The 16,490-nt window shown below is 33.7% G+C and carries 20 protein-coding genes; all 20 read left to right on the top strand.

Annotated elements, in window-relative coordinates:
- Position 1 precedes the first annotated feature (1 nt).
- The 20 genes from CACET_RS09820 (at position 2) to CACET_RS09725 (ending at position 16,480) form a co-directional block, all read left to right on the top strand.
- Positions 2–2,032, top strand: coding sequence for a chemotaxis protein CheA (locus CACET_RS09820; protein ID WP_044825925.1), 2,031 nt, complete (start codon positions 2–4; stop codon positions 2,030–2,032).
- A 14-nt stretch (positions 2,033–2,046) separates the two neighbouring features.
- A complete protein-coding gene (locus CACET_RS09815; protein WP_242846955.1) occupies positions 2,047–2,499 on the top strand; it encodes a chemotaxis protein CheW in 453 nt (150 codons plus the stop codon).
- 11 nt (positions 2,500–2,510) lie between these two features.
- On the top strand, positions 2,511–3,131 hold the full coding sequence (locus CACET_RS09810) for a chemotaxis protein CheC (RefSeq protein WP_044825924.1): 621 nt from the start codon (positions 2,511–2,513) through the stop codon (positions 3,129–3,131).
- On the top strand, positions 3,132–3,617 hold the full coding sequence (locus CACET_RS09805; protein WP_044825923.1) for a chemotaxis protein CheD: 486 nt from the start codon (positions 3,132–3,134) through the stop codon (positions 3,615–3,617).
- A 26-nt stretch (positions 3,618–3,643) separates the two neighbouring features.
- Entirely contained in the window at positions 3,644–4,366 is a 723-nt protein-coding gene (locus CACET_RS09800) for a FliA/WhiG family RNA polymerase sigma factor (RefSeq protein ID WP_044825922.1), read from the top strand.
- Between the two features lie 34 nt (positions 4,367–4,400).
- The gene (locus tag CACET_RS09795; RefSeq protein ID WP_052661526.1) at positions 4,401–6,254 is read left to right on the top strand and encodes a DUF342 domain-containing protein; all 1,854 of its coding nucleotides are present in this window, start codon (positions 4,401–4,403) and stop codon (positions 6,252–6,254) included.
- Positions 6,255–6,313: 59 nt separating this feature from the next.
- Entirely contained in the window at positions 6,314–6,592 is a 279-nt protein-coding gene (locus CACET_RS09790) for a hypothetical protein (protein WP_144414753.1), read from the top strand.
- A 16-nt stretch (positions 6,593–6,608) separates the two neighbouring features.
- Positions 6,609–7,067: a hypothetical protein gene (locus tag CACET_RS09785; RefSeq protein WP_044825920.1), complete on the top strand. Its 459-nt coding sequence runs from the start codon at positions 6,609–6,611 to the stop codon at positions 7,065–7,067.
- A 10-nt stretch (positions 7,068–7,077) separates the two neighbouring features.
- On the top strand, positions 7,078–7,359 hold the full coding sequence (locus CACET_RS09780) for a DUF2756 domain-containing protein (protein ID WP_044825919.1): 282 nt from the start codon (positions 7,078–7,080) through the stop codon (positions 7,357–7,359).
- A gap of 320 nt (positions 7,360–7,679) precedes the next feature.
- Entirely contained in the window at positions 7,680–8,378 is a 699-nt protein-coding gene (gene rpsB, locus CACET_RS09775) for a 30S ribosomal protein S2 (protein WP_044825918.1), read from the top strand.
- 85 nt (positions 8,379–8,463) lie between these two features.
- A complete protein-coding gene (gene tsf, locus CACET_RS09770) occupies positions 8,464–9,111 on the top strand; it encodes a translation elongation factor Ts (RefSeq protein WP_044825917.1) in 648 nt (215 codons plus the stop codon).
- Between the two features lie 157 nt (positions 9,112–9,268).
- The gene (gene pyrH, locus CACET_RS09765) at positions 9,269–9,985 is read left to right on the top strand and encodes a UMP kinase (RefSeq protein ID WP_044825916.1); all 717 of its coding nucleotides are present in this window, start codon (positions 9,269–9,271) and stop codon (positions 9,983–9,985) included.
- Positions 9,986–10,012: 27 nt separating this feature from the next.
- Positions 10,013–10,570 (top strand): ribosome recycling factor, encoded by a 558-nt coding sequence (frr, locus tag CACET_RS09760; protein ID WP_044825915.1) that lies wholly within the window; start codon positions 10,013–10,015, stop codon positions 10,568–10,570.
- A gap of 2 nt (positions 10,571–10,572) precedes the next feature.
- Positions 10,573–10,761, top strand: coding sequence for a hypothetical protein (locus CACET_RS09755; RefSeq protein WP_044825914.1), 189 nt, complete (start codon positions 10,573–10,575; stop codon positions 10,759–10,761).
- Between the two features lie 39 nt (positions 10,762–10,800).
- Positions 10,801–11,559 (top strand): isoprenyl transferase, encoded by a 759-nt coding sequence (locus CACET_RS09750; protein WP_044825913.1) that lies wholly within the window; start codon positions 10,801–10,803, stop codon positions 11,557–11,559.
- A 13-nt stretch (positions 11,560–11,572) separates the two neighbouring features.
- Entirely contained in the window at positions 11,573–12,364 is a 792-nt protein-coding gene (locus CACET_RS09745) for a phosphatidate cytidylyltransferase (protein ID WP_044825912.1), read from the top strand.
- Positions 12,365–12,551: 187 nt separating this feature from the next.
- Positions 12,552–13,700 (top strand): 1-deoxy-D-xylulose-5-phosphate reductoisomerase, encoded by a 1,149-nt coding sequence (locus tag CACET_RS09740; protein WP_044825911.1) that lies wholly within the window; start codon positions 12,552–12,554, stop codon positions 13,698–13,700.
- 11 nt (positions 13,701–13,711) lie between these two features.
- The gene (gene rseP, locus CACET_RS09735) at positions 13,712–14,725 is read left to right on the top strand and encodes an RIP metalloprotease RseP (RefSeq protein WP_044825910.1); all 1,014 of its coding nucleotides are present in this window, start codon (positions 13,712–13,714) and stop codon (positions 14,723–14,725) included.
- A 63-nt stretch (positions 14,726–14,788) separates the two neighbouring features.
- On the top strand, positions 14,789–15,835 hold the full coding sequence (gene ispG, locus CACET_RS09730; RefSeq protein ID WP_044825909.1) for a flavodoxin-dependent (E)-4-hydroxy-3-methylbut-2-enyl-diphosphate synthase: 1,047 nt from the start codon (positions 14,789–14,791) through the stop codon (positions 15,833–15,835).
- A gap of 15 nt (positions 15,836–15,850) precedes the next feature.
- Complete coding sequence (locus CACET_RS09725) at positions 15,851–16,480, top strand: glycosyltransferase family 2 protein (RefSeq protein ID WP_044825908.1); 630 nt, start codon at positions 15,851–15,853, stop codon at positions 16,478–16,480.
- The last annotated feature ends 10 nt before the right edge of the window (positions 16,481–16,490 follow it).

Raw genomic sequence — 16,490 nt, 5'->3', positions numbered from 1 at the left:
TATGGATATGAGTCAATATTTAGACATTTTTATGGAGGAGTCAAAGGAACACTTGCAAAGTATGAACGAGATTTTGATGAAGTTGGAAAACGCTCCACAAGATCTTAATCTATTAAATGAAATTTTTAGGATAGCTCATACTTTAAAAGGTATGTCTGGTACGATGGGCTTTAATAATATTTCAAGCCTAACTCATGAAATGGAAAATGTTTTAGATAATATAAGAAATAGAAAAATTGATGTGAATAGCAAGGTAATTGATATACTATTTGAATGTTTTGATGAACTAGAAAAGTATATTAATCAAATAGAACGTAATAGTAGTGAAGGAGAATCTACCTCTCATACATTAATAAAAAAGCTACAACAGTTAATGAATCATGAAGTTGAAAATGCTGAAAATTTGGCAGAGAACTTAGTTGCAGCATCTTTATCACTAGAAAAAGATATTACTATAGATAAATATGTAAGTAATACAATAGACAGGGCAATCAATGAAGACTTTAATGTATACTTAATTAGGCTATCTCTGGATAAAAAATGCATGCTGAAATCTGCAAGAGCCTATATTATCATTAATACTCTTGAAAAACTAGCAGAAATTATTCAATCTACTCCTAGTATAGAGGATATTGAAGATGAAAAGTTTGATCTTGATTTTGAATTAGTTATTATTTCAAAGTATGATAATGAGTATATTTATAATGAACTCAGCAGCATATCAGAAGTAGAGTCGATAGAGCTAGTAGATTTAAAAAGTAAGAATTATAGTGTTGTATCATTAGAAGAGGAAAGCAAACCGATAGATGCTTTTGAGCAGCAGCAATCAGTGGTAACCAATGTATCTGCTGATAAATCAGAAGATGTCACCAACAAAAAATCTAAAACAGGAAAAACTGTCAGGGTTGATATTGATCGTCTGGATAATTTAATGAATTTAGTTAGTGAGCTAATTATTATAAAAACCAGATTGGAAGATATTGATGATTCACAAAAAAAACATGGTATGAATGAGGCTACAGAGCACTTAGAAAGGATTACCACCAGCCTACATGATGCAGTTATGAAGGTAAGGATGGTGCCCATTGAAAGAGTGTTTAATCGCTTTCCTAGGATGGTTAGAGATCTATCAAAGGAACTGAATAAAGAGATATCTTTAATCATGACTGGAGCAGATACAGAAGTAGATAGAACTGTTATAGATGAAATAGGAGATCCTCTAATTCATCTTATTAGAAACTCAATTGACCATGGCATTGAAGATATCGAAACTAGACTAAGCCATAATAAAGATAGAAAAGGAACGGTAAAGCTTATAGCATATCCTGATGGGAATAGCGTTGTTATTGAAGTAGAGGATGATGGTAAAGGAATAGATACTGAAAAAGTGAAGGCTAAGGCTATCGAAAAAAATATTGTTTCACTACAACAGAGTCAATTAATGGACGAAAATGAAATCATCCAATTGCTATTTGCCCCTGGTTTTAGCACAGCGGAAAAAGTTTCCGATTTATCAGGAAGAGGGGTAGGCTTAGATGTTGTTAAAACAAAAATTGAAGCTTTAGGCGGTACAGTAGAAATTGATTCTTTCAAAGGAAAAGGTAGTAAATTTATCATTAGACTTCCTTTGACATTGGCCATTATTCAGGCTTTATTAGTAATTACCGGTGAAGAAAAGTATGCTATACCATTAAATAACATCAAAGAGATTACTACGATTGCCGCCAACAGTATTAGAAAAGTTCAAGGGAATGAAGTAGTTTTATTTCGAAATTCAACCCTTCCAATTTTGAGGCTTTCTAGATTACTAAGTGTTCCTAATACAAAAGATGAAAAAGAAGAATATACAACTGTCATTGTAAAAAAAGGTGATAAGGTTACGGGAATTGTTGTAGATGAACTGATTGGTCAACAGGAAATTGTGATCAAATCCCTAGGAAAGTTCTTATCAAATACAAAGGCGATTGCAGGAGCAACGATATTAGGTAACGGTTCTGTAGCTTTGATTATAGACACAAATTCATTTTTTTAGAGAGGTGAAATCGATTGGATAATCATATAGATACAATTAATCAGTATGTTGTTTTTCAACTGGATGAAGAATACTATGGAATTGCTATTAATCTTGTTGAAACAATTGAAAAGGTTTTAGAAATTACACGTTTGCCTAATGCTCCTTATTATGTAAAAGGAGTGATTAATTTAAGAGGAGAAGTTATTCCTGTAGTTGATCTAAGAAAAAGATTTAAAATGGAGGAAAAATCTGTAACAGAAGAATCAAGGATTATTATTTTATCGTTGGATGAGATGATTGTAGGTATATTGGTGGACAGTTCTTCAGAAGTGATAACAATAGAAAAAGAAGATATTGAGAATACCAACAATATTGTCAATGCTTTTGAAGATGATTATATTAAAGGTATAGGAAAAGTTGAAGGGAGAATCATTATTATCTTAGACATGCTTAAGATACTAAGTCAAGAGGTACAGGAGGCCTAAAAGGGGGTGGAATGAAGATGGTGAATTTAGAAAATTTAAACAATCTGCATCTAGATGTTTTAAGAGAAATCGGCAATATTGGTGCAGGAAATGCTGCTACTGCATTAGCCAATATGTTAGACAAAAAAATTGATATGGAGGTTCCAAATGTTAAGCTTTTAGATTTCAACGATGTAGCTACAACTTTAGGAGGAGAAGAGAGTGTTGTAGCAGGGATTTATTTTAATCTACATGGAGATTTGGATGGGAACATTATGTTTTTACTAGACATCGTTTCTTCTAAAATACTGACTGGCATATTGATGGGAAGAGAAGACTATTCAAGAGAACTAGACGAAATGGATTATTCAGCACTTCAAGAGGTAGGTAACATATTATCAGGTTCGTATATCGCGTCTCTTTCTACCCTTACTGGCCTAAACCTAACACTTTCTATACCCTCCCTCTGCGTAGATATGGCAGGTGCCATTTTAAGTGTTCCAGCAATACAGTTTGGATTTGTAACAGATAAAGTCTTGCTAATTGAGACAAAATTAAGGGATGGTAATGACTTAGTAAAAGCAAATTTTTTCTTAATACCTAATGCAGAATCCTTTGGTACTTTATTAAAAAGTCTAGGAGTGTATGAATAAATGCAAAAAACAATTAAAGTTGGGATGGCAGACTTAAAAATTACAAAGTTTCCAGAGGTGTTAACTACGCTAGGCTTGGGCTCATGTGTAGGAATTGCATTATATGATTTAAAAGTCCAAACCATTGGTTTAGCCCATATTATGCTGCCCAATAGTAACCAGATAAAGAATAACAGTAACAAAGCAAAATTTGCTGATACTGCAATTAATATCCTAGTAGAAGAAATGATAAAAGAAGGAAGCAGTAAGAGTAGGATTGTTGCTAAAATAGCTGGTGGTGCTCAAATGTTTTCTTTTGGAGGAAATAGCGATGTGATGAAAATCGGATATAGGAATATAATTGCTTCGAAAGAAATGCTGCAAGAATTAAGAATTCCTCTTTTAGCTGAAGATACGGGAGGAAATCACGGAAGAACCATAGAGGTCTATGGAGATACTGGAAAACTATTAGTGAAGACAATAGGACATGGAGTAAAAGAAATTTAGGAGAATATAAGCCAGGAGGTTTTTCGATGGAATACCATAGCCTATGGCAAAAATACAAAGCAAACAATGATTTAGAAGCTAAGAACCTTTTAATTGAAAAATATATTGAACTAGTAAAGATGATTGCTGGTAGACTATGTACTACGTATGGTTCCAACATAGAATATGATGACCTGGTAAGCTATGGTATATTTGGGTTATTGGATGCTATAGAAAAATTTGACATAACAAAACAGGTGAAGTTTCAAACTTATGCACAAATACGGATCAAAGGTGCAATTATTGATCAGTTAAGAAACTTAGATTGGGTTCCAAGATCAATAAGACAAAAATCTAAATTGGTGGAGGAAGCTTATAGCAGTTTGGAAAGCAAGCTAGGGAGAAATGCTACAGATACTGAGGTAGCAGCAAAGTTAAATATGTCCTTAGAAGAGTTATATGGGATTTTACAACAGATCAATAGTTTTAACATAGTATCTTTAGAGGAAAAACTTTACAACGGAAATGTTACAGAATATTTAAAAACTGATGAAATTTCACCGGAGGATGTCGTTTGTAACAAAGAAGTCTACGATTTATTGCAATATAATATAGATAGATTACCAGAACGTGAAAGGCAAGTAATTTCTTTATATTATTATAGCGAAGTGACCTATAAAGAAATTGGAGAAGTCTTGGGGATATCTGAGTCAAGAGTTTCGCAATTGCATTCCAAAGCTATAAGTAGATTGAAGTCGAAGATTACTTGAATTATAATGGCAATCTTAAAGGGGTGTGGAGCTTGTGGGAAAAAAAGAGATAATTGTAGAAGGAAGAAACTATGAAGAAGTAGTAAGTAAAGGTTTAGAAGAACTAAAGTTAAAATTAGAAGAAGTAGAAGTGGAAATTTTAGAAGAAAAAACTTCTTTAATTCTAAAAAAGAAATCTATACGACTAAAGATTACTGAAAAGCAAGAAAATGTTGAGGAATCTTTACACGAGTTAGATATTGAGAAAACGATAGAAAAAGGACAGCATCAAGCCATAAAACCTTTAACAACATGCGACGATGAAGACTTTTTTCGTATTGATTATCTCGCTGATGGAGTATACTTGAGTGTTACAAGTTCCACAGGAAAAAATCTTCAAGAAAAAACAAAAGAAATATTAGCTTATTTAGAAAAAAAGTCTGTTATAGAGTTAAATATAGAAAGTATTCATCAATGTTTGGCAGAAAACCTAGATGAGCCAGTAAAAATCGCTCCCCATCAGAAAGAGCATTTGATAGATGGAAGCGTTGTTATAGACATTTCTAAAGATAAACTTCAAGCCTATGTTGCCATAATCAAAGCTGATGGAGGAAAAGAGATTAGTTTTGAAGAAGCTAAAGAAGCTCTTAAGGAAAAAGGTGTGGTATACGGCATTAATGAAACAAAATTACACACGATGATTGATCACGGTGTTTATGATGAAAAAATACTAATTGCTGAGGGTAAAAAGCCTAAAGCAGGGGAAAATGGTAGAGTAAAATATCATGTTGATATCCATAAGCAACATAAACCTCAGATCCTAGAAGATGGAACAGTGGATTTTAAGAAATTAGATATAATAGCAAACGTTGTACAGGGACAGTTATTAGTAGAAATTATCCCTCCTACTGATGGGGTCCAAGGTATAAATGTTTTTCAACAAGAAATACCTCCACAAAAAGGCAAACCAGCTAAAATAGCTTTAGGAAAGAATGTTGTAGGAGATGAAGGGGGCTTAAAGATTTACGCTCAAGTTGAGGGTCAGGTTTTCTTAAGAGATGGAAAATTACAGGTAAGCCAAGTGTATGAAATTCCAGGAGATGTAGGACACTCTACAGGAAATGTCAAGTTTAATGGGACTGTATTAGTAAAAGGTAATGTTAAATCTGGATTTGTTGTTGAGGCAGATGGTGATATACAGGTAAATGGTGTAGTAGAGGCAGCAACACTGATAGCAAAGGGAAGTATTATTCTGAATAGAGGAATTCAAGGTAGTAATCAAGCTTATTTAGAGTGTGAGAATTTAGTAGCTAAGTACATTGAAAATACGAAGATTAAGAGTTTAGCAAATATTGAGTCAGATTGTATACTTCATAGTGATGTCATAGCAAAGAAAAATATTACTGTTATTGGAAAACGAGGATTAATCGTCGGAGGACAAGTGAGGGCTGGAGAAGAAATAAGGGCAAAGGTAATAGGTTCTCATATGGGAACCAATACGAAAATTGAAGTAGGTATAGACCCAGACGAAAAATCAAACTATGAAACAATGAAGTTAGAAGCCAGTGAAATCGAAAAAAACCTAGCAAACTTAAGAAAAACAATTGCACTCTTAAAGAAAATAGAGCAAAGTTCAACCTTGGAAGATAGTAAAAAAGAAATTTTAGTTAAATCAGTAAAAACCTATGAGCATCTAAAAGAAAAACATGAGTCTATCACTAATCAATTGAAGGCTTTTGAGCTAAGAGGACAAGATTTATCGAGAGGAAAAGTACATGCTTCTATGAAAATTTATCCTGGTGTGAGGGTCAGTATATTAAACGCAGCAAGACATATCTATGATGAATTATCTATGTGTACTTTGTATGTAAAAGAAGGGGAAATTGCTATTGGCCCCCATGAACAATAGGTGGTGAGAATGTGTCTATTAAACCCATTGATTATCATTTGACCCTCAACAATACCTTGATGGAATCTAAAGAAAAACAAAATGACTTTAATAAAATAAAAGATACAAATGCTTTTTTGCAAAACACCGAAAAACATCAAATAGAACAAAATAAAAATAAGGTAAAACATAGTGAGCATACAGAAGGAAAAAAAATTGCTAAGGATCAAAAACAACATTCACAAAATAAGGAAGATAAAAGAAAAACATCTAAAAAATCATTAAAAAAAGCAACGGAGCAAAGTGATAAAACAATAGGTCCTAAAGAGACGGGCCAGAAATTAGATGTTTTTATTTGAATTTAAGGAGTGCATCATGAATTATAATACGATTATTATTATAACGGGTATCATTGTTATTATTGTAGCTTTATGTATCTTATTAAGACAAAAAAACAACACTTATTCTAAAGAGGTTCTTCCCTCACTTTCTTTAAGTGAAAGAGATTTAAAAAAGCTCAAGGTTTTACTGGAGGAAGGCCAAGGGAAATTGAGGGAGGAAATACATGTTCTTACAAATGAAGTAAGCACATTAAAGAAATATATAGCAAGTATGTCTGAATGTAGGGAAAAGAGTGAAAAAAGTCATAGTGAACCTTTTCAGGAAGATCCTCAGCAGGAGGGTTTCAATCATAGCCTAAACTATAATAAATTTGTTGAAAAAAACAAAGATATTATTGACGTATACAAAGAAAACAACAATCTTGAGGAAACTGCTAAAATATTAAACAAAAGTATTCGAGAAGTTGAAATGGTTATAAAATTAGTAAAATGAGGTGAACTTATTGAAATATTTTTCTATTCAAAGTTTAGTGATAGGAATAGGAATAGGAATGATTATAACAGCTATAATGAATATGGTATTTATTACCCAACCTATACATAGTTTAGAAAACCAAAACAACGAAGCTTTTATTAAGGCTACAAGCAACGAGAGAATTTCTGAAAAAAGCCAAACTAAAAAAAATCAACATGGTGAAACCAATGAAGCTAATGAAACGTCAACTGAATCCACAATAAATATGATAGAGGAAGCTAATGTTACTCAAAGGGTATATCAATACTAGAATATAAGAAAGTCGAATCAATTACTGAATTTTGCCAATCTTTAATTTACTTTAGAGAAAACTGAATAAAGATATATATTAAATTTTCATTGCTACACTAAATAATTGCACAAATTAAGATAATTATGATTTTATTAATAAAAAATGCATTTGTTGACAATAATATAATAAATTTTAAAAATTTAGGTTGATAAATGTTTTTCATTATGTTAGAATACAAAAGGTGATAAAACACACATCTTTTAATCAATCCAGTAGTGCCTTAAGTGGTTCTGGGTTGAGATGATTAAGATGGAGGAAAAACTAAAGGAGGTAGTAAAATGTCAGTAATTTCAATGAAACAATTGTTAGAAGCAGGTGTGCATTTTGGCCATCAAACTAGAAGATGGAACCCTAAAATGGCGGAGTATATTTTTACAGAGAGAAATGGAATCTATATCATAGATCTTCAAAAAACTGTAAAAAAAGTAGAAGAGTGTTATGACATTGTAAAAGAAATAGCTTCAGAAGGAAAAACCATTCTTTTTGTAGGAACAAAAAAACAAGCACAAGAAGCTATCGAGGAAGAGGCAAAAAGATGTGGTATGTACTATGTTAACCAAAGATGGTTAGGTGGTATGTTAACAAATTACAATACTATTAAAAATCGTATTGATCGTCTTCGTCAATTGGAAACTATGGAGCAAGATGGTACATTTAATGTGTTACCTAAAAAAGAAGTTATCAAACTTAGAGCTGAAATGGAGAAACTAGAGAAGTTCTTAGGCGGTATCAAAGATATGAAAGAAATGCCTAGTGCGCTTTTTATTGTAGATCCAAGAAAAGAAAGAATCGCTATCAAAGAAGCTCATACATTAGGTATACCTGTAGTATCAATTGTAGATACTAATTGTGACCCTGATGATGTTGATTATGTGATTCCAGGTAATGATGATGCAATTAGAGCTGTAAAGCTACTTACTGCTACTATAGCAAATGCTGTTTTAGAAGGAAGACAAGGATTCCAAATCGAAGAATAGTTAATACTAACAATGAGAAGGTAAGGGCTTAGGGAATATTCCCTTACGTCCTTACCTTTAAAAATATTATAGGGAGGCGTTATTAATGAATATTACCGCAGCAATGGTAAAAGAATTGAGAGAAAAAACTGGAGCTGGTATGATGGATTGCAAAAAGGCTCTAACAGATGCAGCAGGAAATATGGACAAGGCTGTAGAAATTTTAAGGGAAAAAGGACTTGCTGCTGTTGCTAAAAAAGCAGGAAGAATAGCGGCAGAAGGTTTAGTAGAATCTTACATACATGGTGGCAGAATTGGCGTATTAGTAGAAGTAAACTCTGAAACAGATTTTGTTGCTAAAAATCAAGAGTTTAAAGAGTTTGTTAAGGATGTAGCTATGCAGATTGCAGCATCTAATCCTTTGTATGTTAGCAAAGAAGAAGTACCTCAGGATGAAATTGAAAAAGAAAAAGAAATCTTAAGAAAACAAGCCTTAAACGAAGGCAAGCCTGAAAAAATCGTAGACAAGATGGTAGAGGGTAGAATTGAGAAGTACTATAAGGAAGTTTGTTTATTAGAACAACCCTTTGTAAAGAACCCAGACATCACTGTTGGAGGCCTATTAACAGAAAAAATCTCTAAAATTGGGGAAAACTTAAGCATTAGAAGATTTGTGAGATTTGAAGTTGGAGAAGGTTTAGAGAAAAAAGAAGAAAACTTTGCAGAAGAAGTAGCAAAACAAATGGGTCAATAGTTTGATGGGGAGAACACTTTTGTGTTCTCTTTTAAAATAAATATTTTCCATAGATTCAGGTATTTTTTGTGTTAAATAAAGATTTTTAGTGAAAACTATAGATAAAATAGAGGATTTTTTTATTCATTGTAGAAATAATTAGATTGGAGGCTGCTATATGAGGACACCTCTATACAAAAGGGTTCTATTAAAACTTAGCGGAGAAGCATTAGCAGGAGAAAAAGGTTTTGGGCTAGATACAGAAACCATCAATAAAATAGCTTTGCAAATTAAAGCTATATCAGAACAAGGTGTACAAGTTGCGATTGTAGTTGGAGGAGGAAACTTTTGGAGAGGAAGAAGCGGCGAAGGTATGGATCGAACAACCGCTGACTATATGGGTATGATGGCTACCGTCATTAATTCTTTAGCACTGCAGGATGCTTTAGAGAATATTGATATTGTTACAAGAGTACAAACAGCCATTGAAATGCGTCAAATTGCAGAACCCTATATCAGAAGAAGAGCTGTTAGACACCTAGAAAAGAATAGAGCAGTGATTTTTGCAGCTGGCACAGGTAATCCTTACTTTTCTACAGACACTACAGCAGCCCTAAGGGCAGCAGAGATCGAAGCAGATATTATTTTATTAGCTAAAAAAGTAGATGCTGTATATGATAAAGATCCACATATCAACCCAGATGCTAAAAAATTCGAAGAATTAACTTACTTAGACGTTTTAAAGTTGGAATTAAAGGTGATGGATTCTACAGCAACTTCCTTGTGTATGGATAACAAAATACCTATTAAGGTGTTTAGTTTAGATGAACCAGAAAACATTATAAAGGTAATCCATGGAGAAAAAATAGGTACCTACATACATGGTGAAATTTAATAATTTTTTTATAAGGGAGGAGAAAACATGAACTTAGAAGCACATAAAAATTTAGAGGAAAAGATGAACAAAACCCTCAGAGTTTTAAAAGAAGACTTAAATGCCATAAGAGCTGGCAGAGCAAACCCATCCATGTTGGACAGATTGAGTATTGATTACTATGGAACTGTTACCCCTATTAAACAAATTGCATCTGTGGCTGCTCCAGAGCCAAGATTAATTACGATTCAGCCTTATGATCCATCTGTTATGGCTACCATTGAAAAAGCCATACAACAGTCGGATTTAGGTATTAACCCTTCTAACGATGGTAAAGTGATAAGATTAAATATCCCACAACTTACAGAGGACAGAAGAAAAGACCTAACAAAGATTGTTAAAAAGACAGCTGAAGACAGCAAAGTGGCTATCAGGAATGAACGCAGAAATGCAAATGATGATTTGAAAAAAATGCAAAAAGATGGAGAACTTACAGAGGATGATTTAAAGGCAGCTCAAGATGAGGTGCAAAAAATTACTGATAAATTTATAAAGAAGATTGATGAATTAGCAGAAGCAAAAGAAAAAGAAATTTTGGAGGTATAAGATTGAATATACTACCAGATGTTCTAGGCTATAAGCTTGAAGAAGCTATGTTTCTACTGGAATCTAAATCTTTTGAAGTTCTTGTGAAAGAAAGTATTTTCAAAGTCCAGAATCAAGAAGGCCGTGCTAGAGTTATACGGTCAAGAAAACTGTCAGACGCTGAAATAGAGCTTATCATATCCTACTTTTAGGCCCCCTTTTGGGGGTTTAAAAATACTTGAGGTGAGTAAATGAACAAAACAAGTGACATCATTGAAGATAAAGATGCAAAAATATTTTATAATCATCAAGAAAAAGTCCCTCAACATGTTGGTATTATTATGGATGGAAATGGAAGATGGGCTAAAAAACGAAACCTTCCAAGAACGCTAGGGCATCGTGCAGGTGTAAACGCCATAAGAGAAGTGATCAAAACAGCATCGAATATAGGTGTAAAATACTTAACTTTATACGCCTTTTCAACAGAAAATTGGAAAAGATCTACAGACGAGGTATCGGCTTTAATGAAATTATTGATAGAGTACTTAAAAAAGGAAGTAAGTGAATTACATAAAAACAATGTAAAAATTAATACAATTGGAGATCTTACAAAGTTTCCAAAGGCAGTAAGTGCTGAAATCGATAGGGCGAAGGAACTAACAAAAAATAATGAGGGCTTATGTGTTAATATTGCATTAAACTACGGAAGCCGTGATGAAATGGTTAGGTGTGTCAAAAATATAGCTGAAAAGTTATTAAGTGAAGCGTTAGAGATGAAAGATATAGATGAAAATCTAATAAAAATACATTTAGACACAGGGGATTGTCCAGATCCAGATTTATTAATTAGGACAAGTGGTGAATATAGATTGAGCAACTTTCTTTTATGGCAGGTTGCTTATACGGAGCTGTGGTTTTCAGATGTATATTGGCCAGACTTTACGGGGGCTCACTTATTAGAAGCCATTGAGGACTTCAAAAACAGGCAAAGACGATATGGTGGAGCTTAAAAGGGGTGATTTCATGTTGAAGAGAATAATCAGTGGTTTTGTAGGGATTCCCGTACTAGTTTTTATTGTCCTACAGGGAGGACTTCTTTTATATTTAGCCACCATGTTGATATCATTGATAGGATTAAATGAATTTTATCATGCCATGACCATTAAAAGCTATCGGCCTATGAAATATATAGGCTATGGGTTAACAATTCTTTTGCTAACTGCTTTTTATTTTGCTATAGATATGAACTATTTACTTTTTTTTGTTTTTATAGCCATTCTCTTATTCAGTATATTGTTATTGCATAGTCAAAAATATACTATTGTTGATGCTGGTTTATCTTTTTATGGGGTTACTTATATTGTATTCCTTTTAGGACATATTATTCTAACAAGCAATCTTAGAAACAGCAATATTATTTGGCTAATATTTATTATTGCTTGGTCCACCGATACATTTGCATACTTTGGAGGATATTTTTTCGGCAAAAGAAAACTATGCCCTAGAATCAGTCCCAAGAAAACAGTTGAAGGAGCCATCGCCGGGACTTTGGGAAGTATGCTTTCATGTGGTATATTTGCCTATGTATTTTTCATAGAATATATCGTAATGATTATTTTTCTAGGGATGATTGGAAGCATTATTTCTCAAATGGGAGATTTAACTGCTTCTCAGATTAAAAGATATACAGGGGTTAAGGACTTTGGCAACCTAATACCAGGTCATGGTGGGGTTTTAGATCGATTTGATAGTATTATATTTACTGCTCCTACGGTTTATTACTTTTTCATTTTACTTATAGGTATACACTTGTAGACTTGTTTTTTAGTATTCAGGATATTTATTTTTCTCTTTGGTTAAAAATCATAGGAGGAACTGTAAATATAATCCTTGGTTTAATAAAATTTAATAAAATTTACAGGAGTATATCTATATAAAATAGCAATCTTAAATAAGCATAGCCTTAAAGCAATGCTTATTTTATTGAGTATGAGGTGAAGGGATGACAAAAAAACTTAGTATTTTAGGATCTACAGGATCTATTGGAAAACAGACATTAGAAATTATTGAAGAACATCCAGAAAAGTTTAAGGTAGTAGGATTAGCTGTGATGCAGAATATAGATGAACTTGAAATGCAGATTCAAAAATTTCAACCGAAGCTGGTTGCTGTTTTTGATGAAGAAAAAGCACAAATACTAGCCTCTAGAATTTCGGCAAATATAAAAATTTGCTCTGGGATAGAAGGATTAATTGAAGTTGCTACCCATGACAAAGCTGACTTGGTATTGAATGCAGTGGTGGGTAGTATAGGCTTACTACCGACTCTAGAGGCTATTAGAAGCAAGAAAACAGTTGCATTGGCAAATAAAGAAACACTAGTAGCGGCTGGAGAGCTGGTGATGAAGGAATGTCTTAAAAATAATGTAAAGATTCTTCCGGTAGATAGTGAACACTCTGCTATATTTCAATGTCTAAATGGGGAAAAAATCACTGATATTTCCAAGATTATACTAACGGCTTCAGGAGGACCTTTTAGAGAATGGTCTTATGAAGAAATTCAAAGTGCTACCTTTAAGGAAGCACTAAAGCATCCTAATTGGGATATGGGAAAAAAAATTTCCATTGATTCTGCAACGCTAATGAATAAAGGACTAGAGGTTATAGAAGCGAAATGGTTATTTCATGTAGATGTGGATAAAATAGAAGTAACGATACATCCACAGAGCATTATCCACTCTATGGTAGAACTAAAAGACTTCTCTATTCTTGCACAATTAGGAATACCGGATATGAAATTACCTATTCAGTATGCGCTTTCTTATCCAGAGAGAATAAAAGGAGAAGTAAGAAGGCTAGACTTTAAGAAGGTCAATCAATTAACTTTTACAGAACCAGATGTAAAAAGATTTCCTTGTCTGGCTTTAGCCTATAAGGCGATAGAAATAGGCGGTACAATGCCTTGTGTTTTGAACGCTGCTAATGAAATATTGGTGGATTATTATTTAAAAAATAGAATAGGTTTTTACGACATAGCAGAATACATAACAAGAATTATGGAGGTGCATCAATCCTTCCCTTATAGTACCACTGAAGAACTACAAATGTTAGAACAGTGGGTGAGAAGTTGGATTGTCAATGAATTAAGATAGGAAGGTGTTTAATGTTGAAAACAGCACTAACGGCGATTTTTGTATTTGGTTTATTGGTCTTTATTCATGAGTTGGGACATTTTAGTGTTGCTAAAATGGTAGGTATTAAAGTCCACGAGTTTGCCATAGGTATGGGGCCTAGACTCTTAAGGTATAAGCGAGGAGAAACCGATTACTCTATAAGAATTTTACCTATAGGTGGGTATGTGAAGATGGAGGGAGAAGACGAGGTTTCTAATGATTCAAGGAGCTTTAGCAAAAAAACCGTGGGAGAAAGGATTGCAGTAATTTTTGCAGGCCCTTTCATGAATTTTATTCTATCGATTCTTTTATTTGCTATTATTTTCTACAATGTGATGGGGACACCTACCACTAGAATACAACAAGTCATGGAAAATTCTCCTGCAGCAATGGCAGGAATTCACGAAAACGATAAAATTCTATCCGTTAACAATGTAGCTATAAGAGACTGGGATCATTTGGTGGAGGAAATAAACATTTCCCAAGGTGAAACACTAGAGGTTGAACTAATGAGGGGTAATGAGAAAATTCAAAAGATGGTAAAACCAGAAGCAGATGAAAGCACCGATAGATTTATGATTGGCATAGTACCAGTTACGGAAAAATCTGTAACCTTAGCATTGAGAGGCAGTTATGAACAAACAAAGATGATTTTTACAGAAATGCTAGCTTTTTTTGGACGATTGTTTAGAAGGCAGGCTACATCAGCAGAAGTAGTTGGACCTGTAGGCATTATAAGCTTAGTGGGTCAAGCCAGCAGAGATGGCTTCTATAATGTTTTGTATCTAGCAGCACTAATAAGCATTAACCTGGGGATCATCAACCTACTGCCTATTCCCGCTTTGGATGGAAGCAGAATTTTATTTCTCATATTTGAACTTTTTAGAGGTAAACCAGTTGATCCAGATAAGGAAGCCTTTGTTCACATGGTGGGCTTAGCATTATTGATGTTATTGATGATAATTATTACCTATAAAGATATATTAACCTTTTTTAGTAGTTAAGCAGATGTATAGCCTGAAAAATTCTAGAAATCCAGTCATATAATTTAACCGAGGTGGTAAGATTTGAGAAGAAGTACAAAGGAAATTACATGTGGCAATATTTTTATTGGTGCTAATCATCCCATATCTCTTCAATCTATGACAACAACAGATACAAGGGATATTACCTCCACTGTAAAACAAATTCATAGGCTAGAAGAGGCAGGTTGTGATATTGTTAGAGTTGCTGTTCCAAATATGCAGGCAGCAGAAGCATTAAAAGACATTAAGGTGCAAACCTCTATCCCTATTGTAGCAGACATCCACTTTGATTATCGTCTGGCTTTAGAATCTTTAAAGCAGGGAATCGATGGATTGAGATTAAATCCTGGCAATATAGGAGATAAAAGTCGGGTAAAGGAAGTAGTGAAACTTGCTAAGGAGAGAAACGTTAAAATTAGAATAGGTGTAAATGCCGGGTCTTTGGAAAAAAATCTTTTACAGAAGTATGGACATCCTACAGCGGAGGCAATGGTAGAAAGTGCTTTAGCTCATATAGCTATTCTTGAAGAGATGAATTTTTATAATATCGTGATATCTTTAAAGGCCAGTGATGTACATCTAACAGTAGATGCTTATAAAAAAATGGCTGAGGCGGTGGATTACCCATTGCATTTAGGTATCACTGAAGCTGGTACAATATGGGGAGGAACCGTAAAATCATCTATTGGAATTGGAGCATTGCTGTTGATGGGGATAGGAGATACGATTCGTGTTTCACTAACAGGAGATCCGGTTGAAGAGATTAAAGTAGGTAAGGAAATATTAAAATCACTAGGACTAATAAAAAATGAAATTACCATGATATCTTGTCCTACCTGTGGCAGATGTCAAATTAATTTAATTGATCTAGCAAATGAAATAGAAAAAAAAATAAGCCATCTCAAAAAACCACTAAAGGTAGCCATCATGGGTTGTGCTGTAAATGGTCCAGGAGAAGCTAGAGATGCCGATATTGGGATTGCTGGTGGAAGTGAATCAGGACTACTATTTAAAAAGGGTAAAATTATAAAAAAAGTTCCAGAGAAAGAAATTATACAAACCCTCATGGAAGAAATAGAAAATATGTAGCAAAGGAGTATCTTTATGAAGGTGTCTGCTATTGTTCCTGCCTATAATGAAGAAATGAGGATAAAAAATGTATTAGAACCTTTAAGTAAATCCTCAATGATTACAAATGTTATTGTGATAGATGATGGATCAAGGGATCATACTGCTTTAATTGCTACTGAATACAATAATACAACTGTAATACAATTACCTGAAAATAGAGGAAAGGCTGAAGCAATAAAGCGGGGACTTGAAGGTTGCGATGGTGAGATCATACTCTTCTTAGATGCTGACTTAGTAGGCTTAACTGAGGAGCATATAGAAGATTTGATCCTGCCACTGCTTCAAGAAAATATAGAGATGACGGTAGGTATATTTGAGTCCGGGAGGACCATCACCAATCTAGCACAAAAGATTGCTCCCAATCTATCGGGGCAGAGGGCTTTTAAGCGACATTTAGCAAGAGATATTCTTAATTTAAATATGAGTGGCTATAGTCTTGAAGTAGCCCTTTCTAAGTATATTAAAGAAAACTGTATTACAACAAAACAGGTGATGTTAAAGGATATAAGTCATGTAATGAAAGAGGAAAAGCTAGGCCTCACCAAGGGAATGGTTTGGAGGCTAAAGATGTATAAGGATATATTGAAATACTGGTTAAATTAGAATAAGGGGG

Origin of the sequence: Clostridium aceticum, from assembly GCF_001042715.1 — a bacterium.
In the GTDB taxonomy this organism is placed as follows: Bacteria; Bacillota; Clostridia; order Peptostreptococcales; family Natronincolaceae; genus Andreesenella; species Andreesenella acetica.
Note: the sequence above shows the minus strand (reverse complement) of the source record. Positions and strands in the feature narration are given on the sequence as shown.

Coding starts and splice junctions, on each gene's coding strand:
- rpsB (WP_044825918.1), top strand. CDS start 7,680: ATGTCAGTAATTTCAATGAAACAATTGTTAGAAGCAGGTGTGCATTTT.
- CACET_RS09820 (WP_044825925.1), top strand. CDS start 2: ATGGATATGAGTCAATATTTAGACATTTTTATGGAGGAGTCAAAGGAA.
- pyrH (WP_044825916.1), top strand. CDS start 9,269: ATGAGGACACCTCTATACAAAAGGGTTCTATTAAAACTTAGCGGAGAA.
- CACET_RS09725 (WP_044825908.1), top strand. CDS start 15,851: ATGAAGGTGTCTGCTATTGTTCCTGCCTATAATGAAGAAATGAGGATA.
- CACET_RS09750 (WP_044825913.1), top strand. CDS start 10,801: ATGAACAAAACAAGTGACATCATTGAAGATAAAGATGCAAAAATATTT.
- CACET_RS09745 (WP_044825912.1), top strand. CDS start 11,573: ATGTTGAAGAGAATAATCAGTGGTTTTGTAGGGATTCCCGTACTAGTT.
- CACET_RS09805 (WP_044825923.1), top strand. CDS start 3,132: ATGCAAAAAACAATTAAAGTTGGGATGGCAGACTTAAAAATTACAAAG.
- CACET_RS09740 (WP_044825911.1), top strand. CDS start 12,552: ATGACAAAAAAACTTAGTATTTTAGGATCTACAGGATCTATTGGAAAA.
- CACET_RS09800 (WP_044825922.1), top strand. CDS start 3,644: ATGGAATACCATAGCCTATGGCAAAAATACAAAGCAAACAATGATTTA.
- CACET_RS09810 (WP_044825924.1), top strand. CDS start 2,511: ATGAAGATGGTGAATTTAGAAAATTTAAACAATCTGCATCTAGATGTT.
- rseP (WP_044825910.1), top strand. CDS start 13,712: ATGTTGAAAACAGCACTAACGGCGATTTTTGTATTTGGTTTATTGGTC.
- CACET_RS09790 (WP_144414753.1), top strand. CDS start 6,314: ATGGAATCTAAAGAAAAACAAAATGACTTTAATAAAATAAAAGATACA.
- tsf (WP_044825917.1), top strand. CDS start 8,464: ATGAATATTACCGCAGCAATGGTAAAAGAATTGAGAGAAAAAACTGGA.
- frr (WP_044825915.1), top strand. CDS start 10,013: ATGAACTTAGAAGCACATAAAAATTTAGAGGAAAAGATGAACAAAACC.
- CACET_RS09785 (WP_044825920.1), top strand. CDS start 6,609: ATGAATTATAATACGATTATTATTATAACGGGTATCATTGTTATTATT.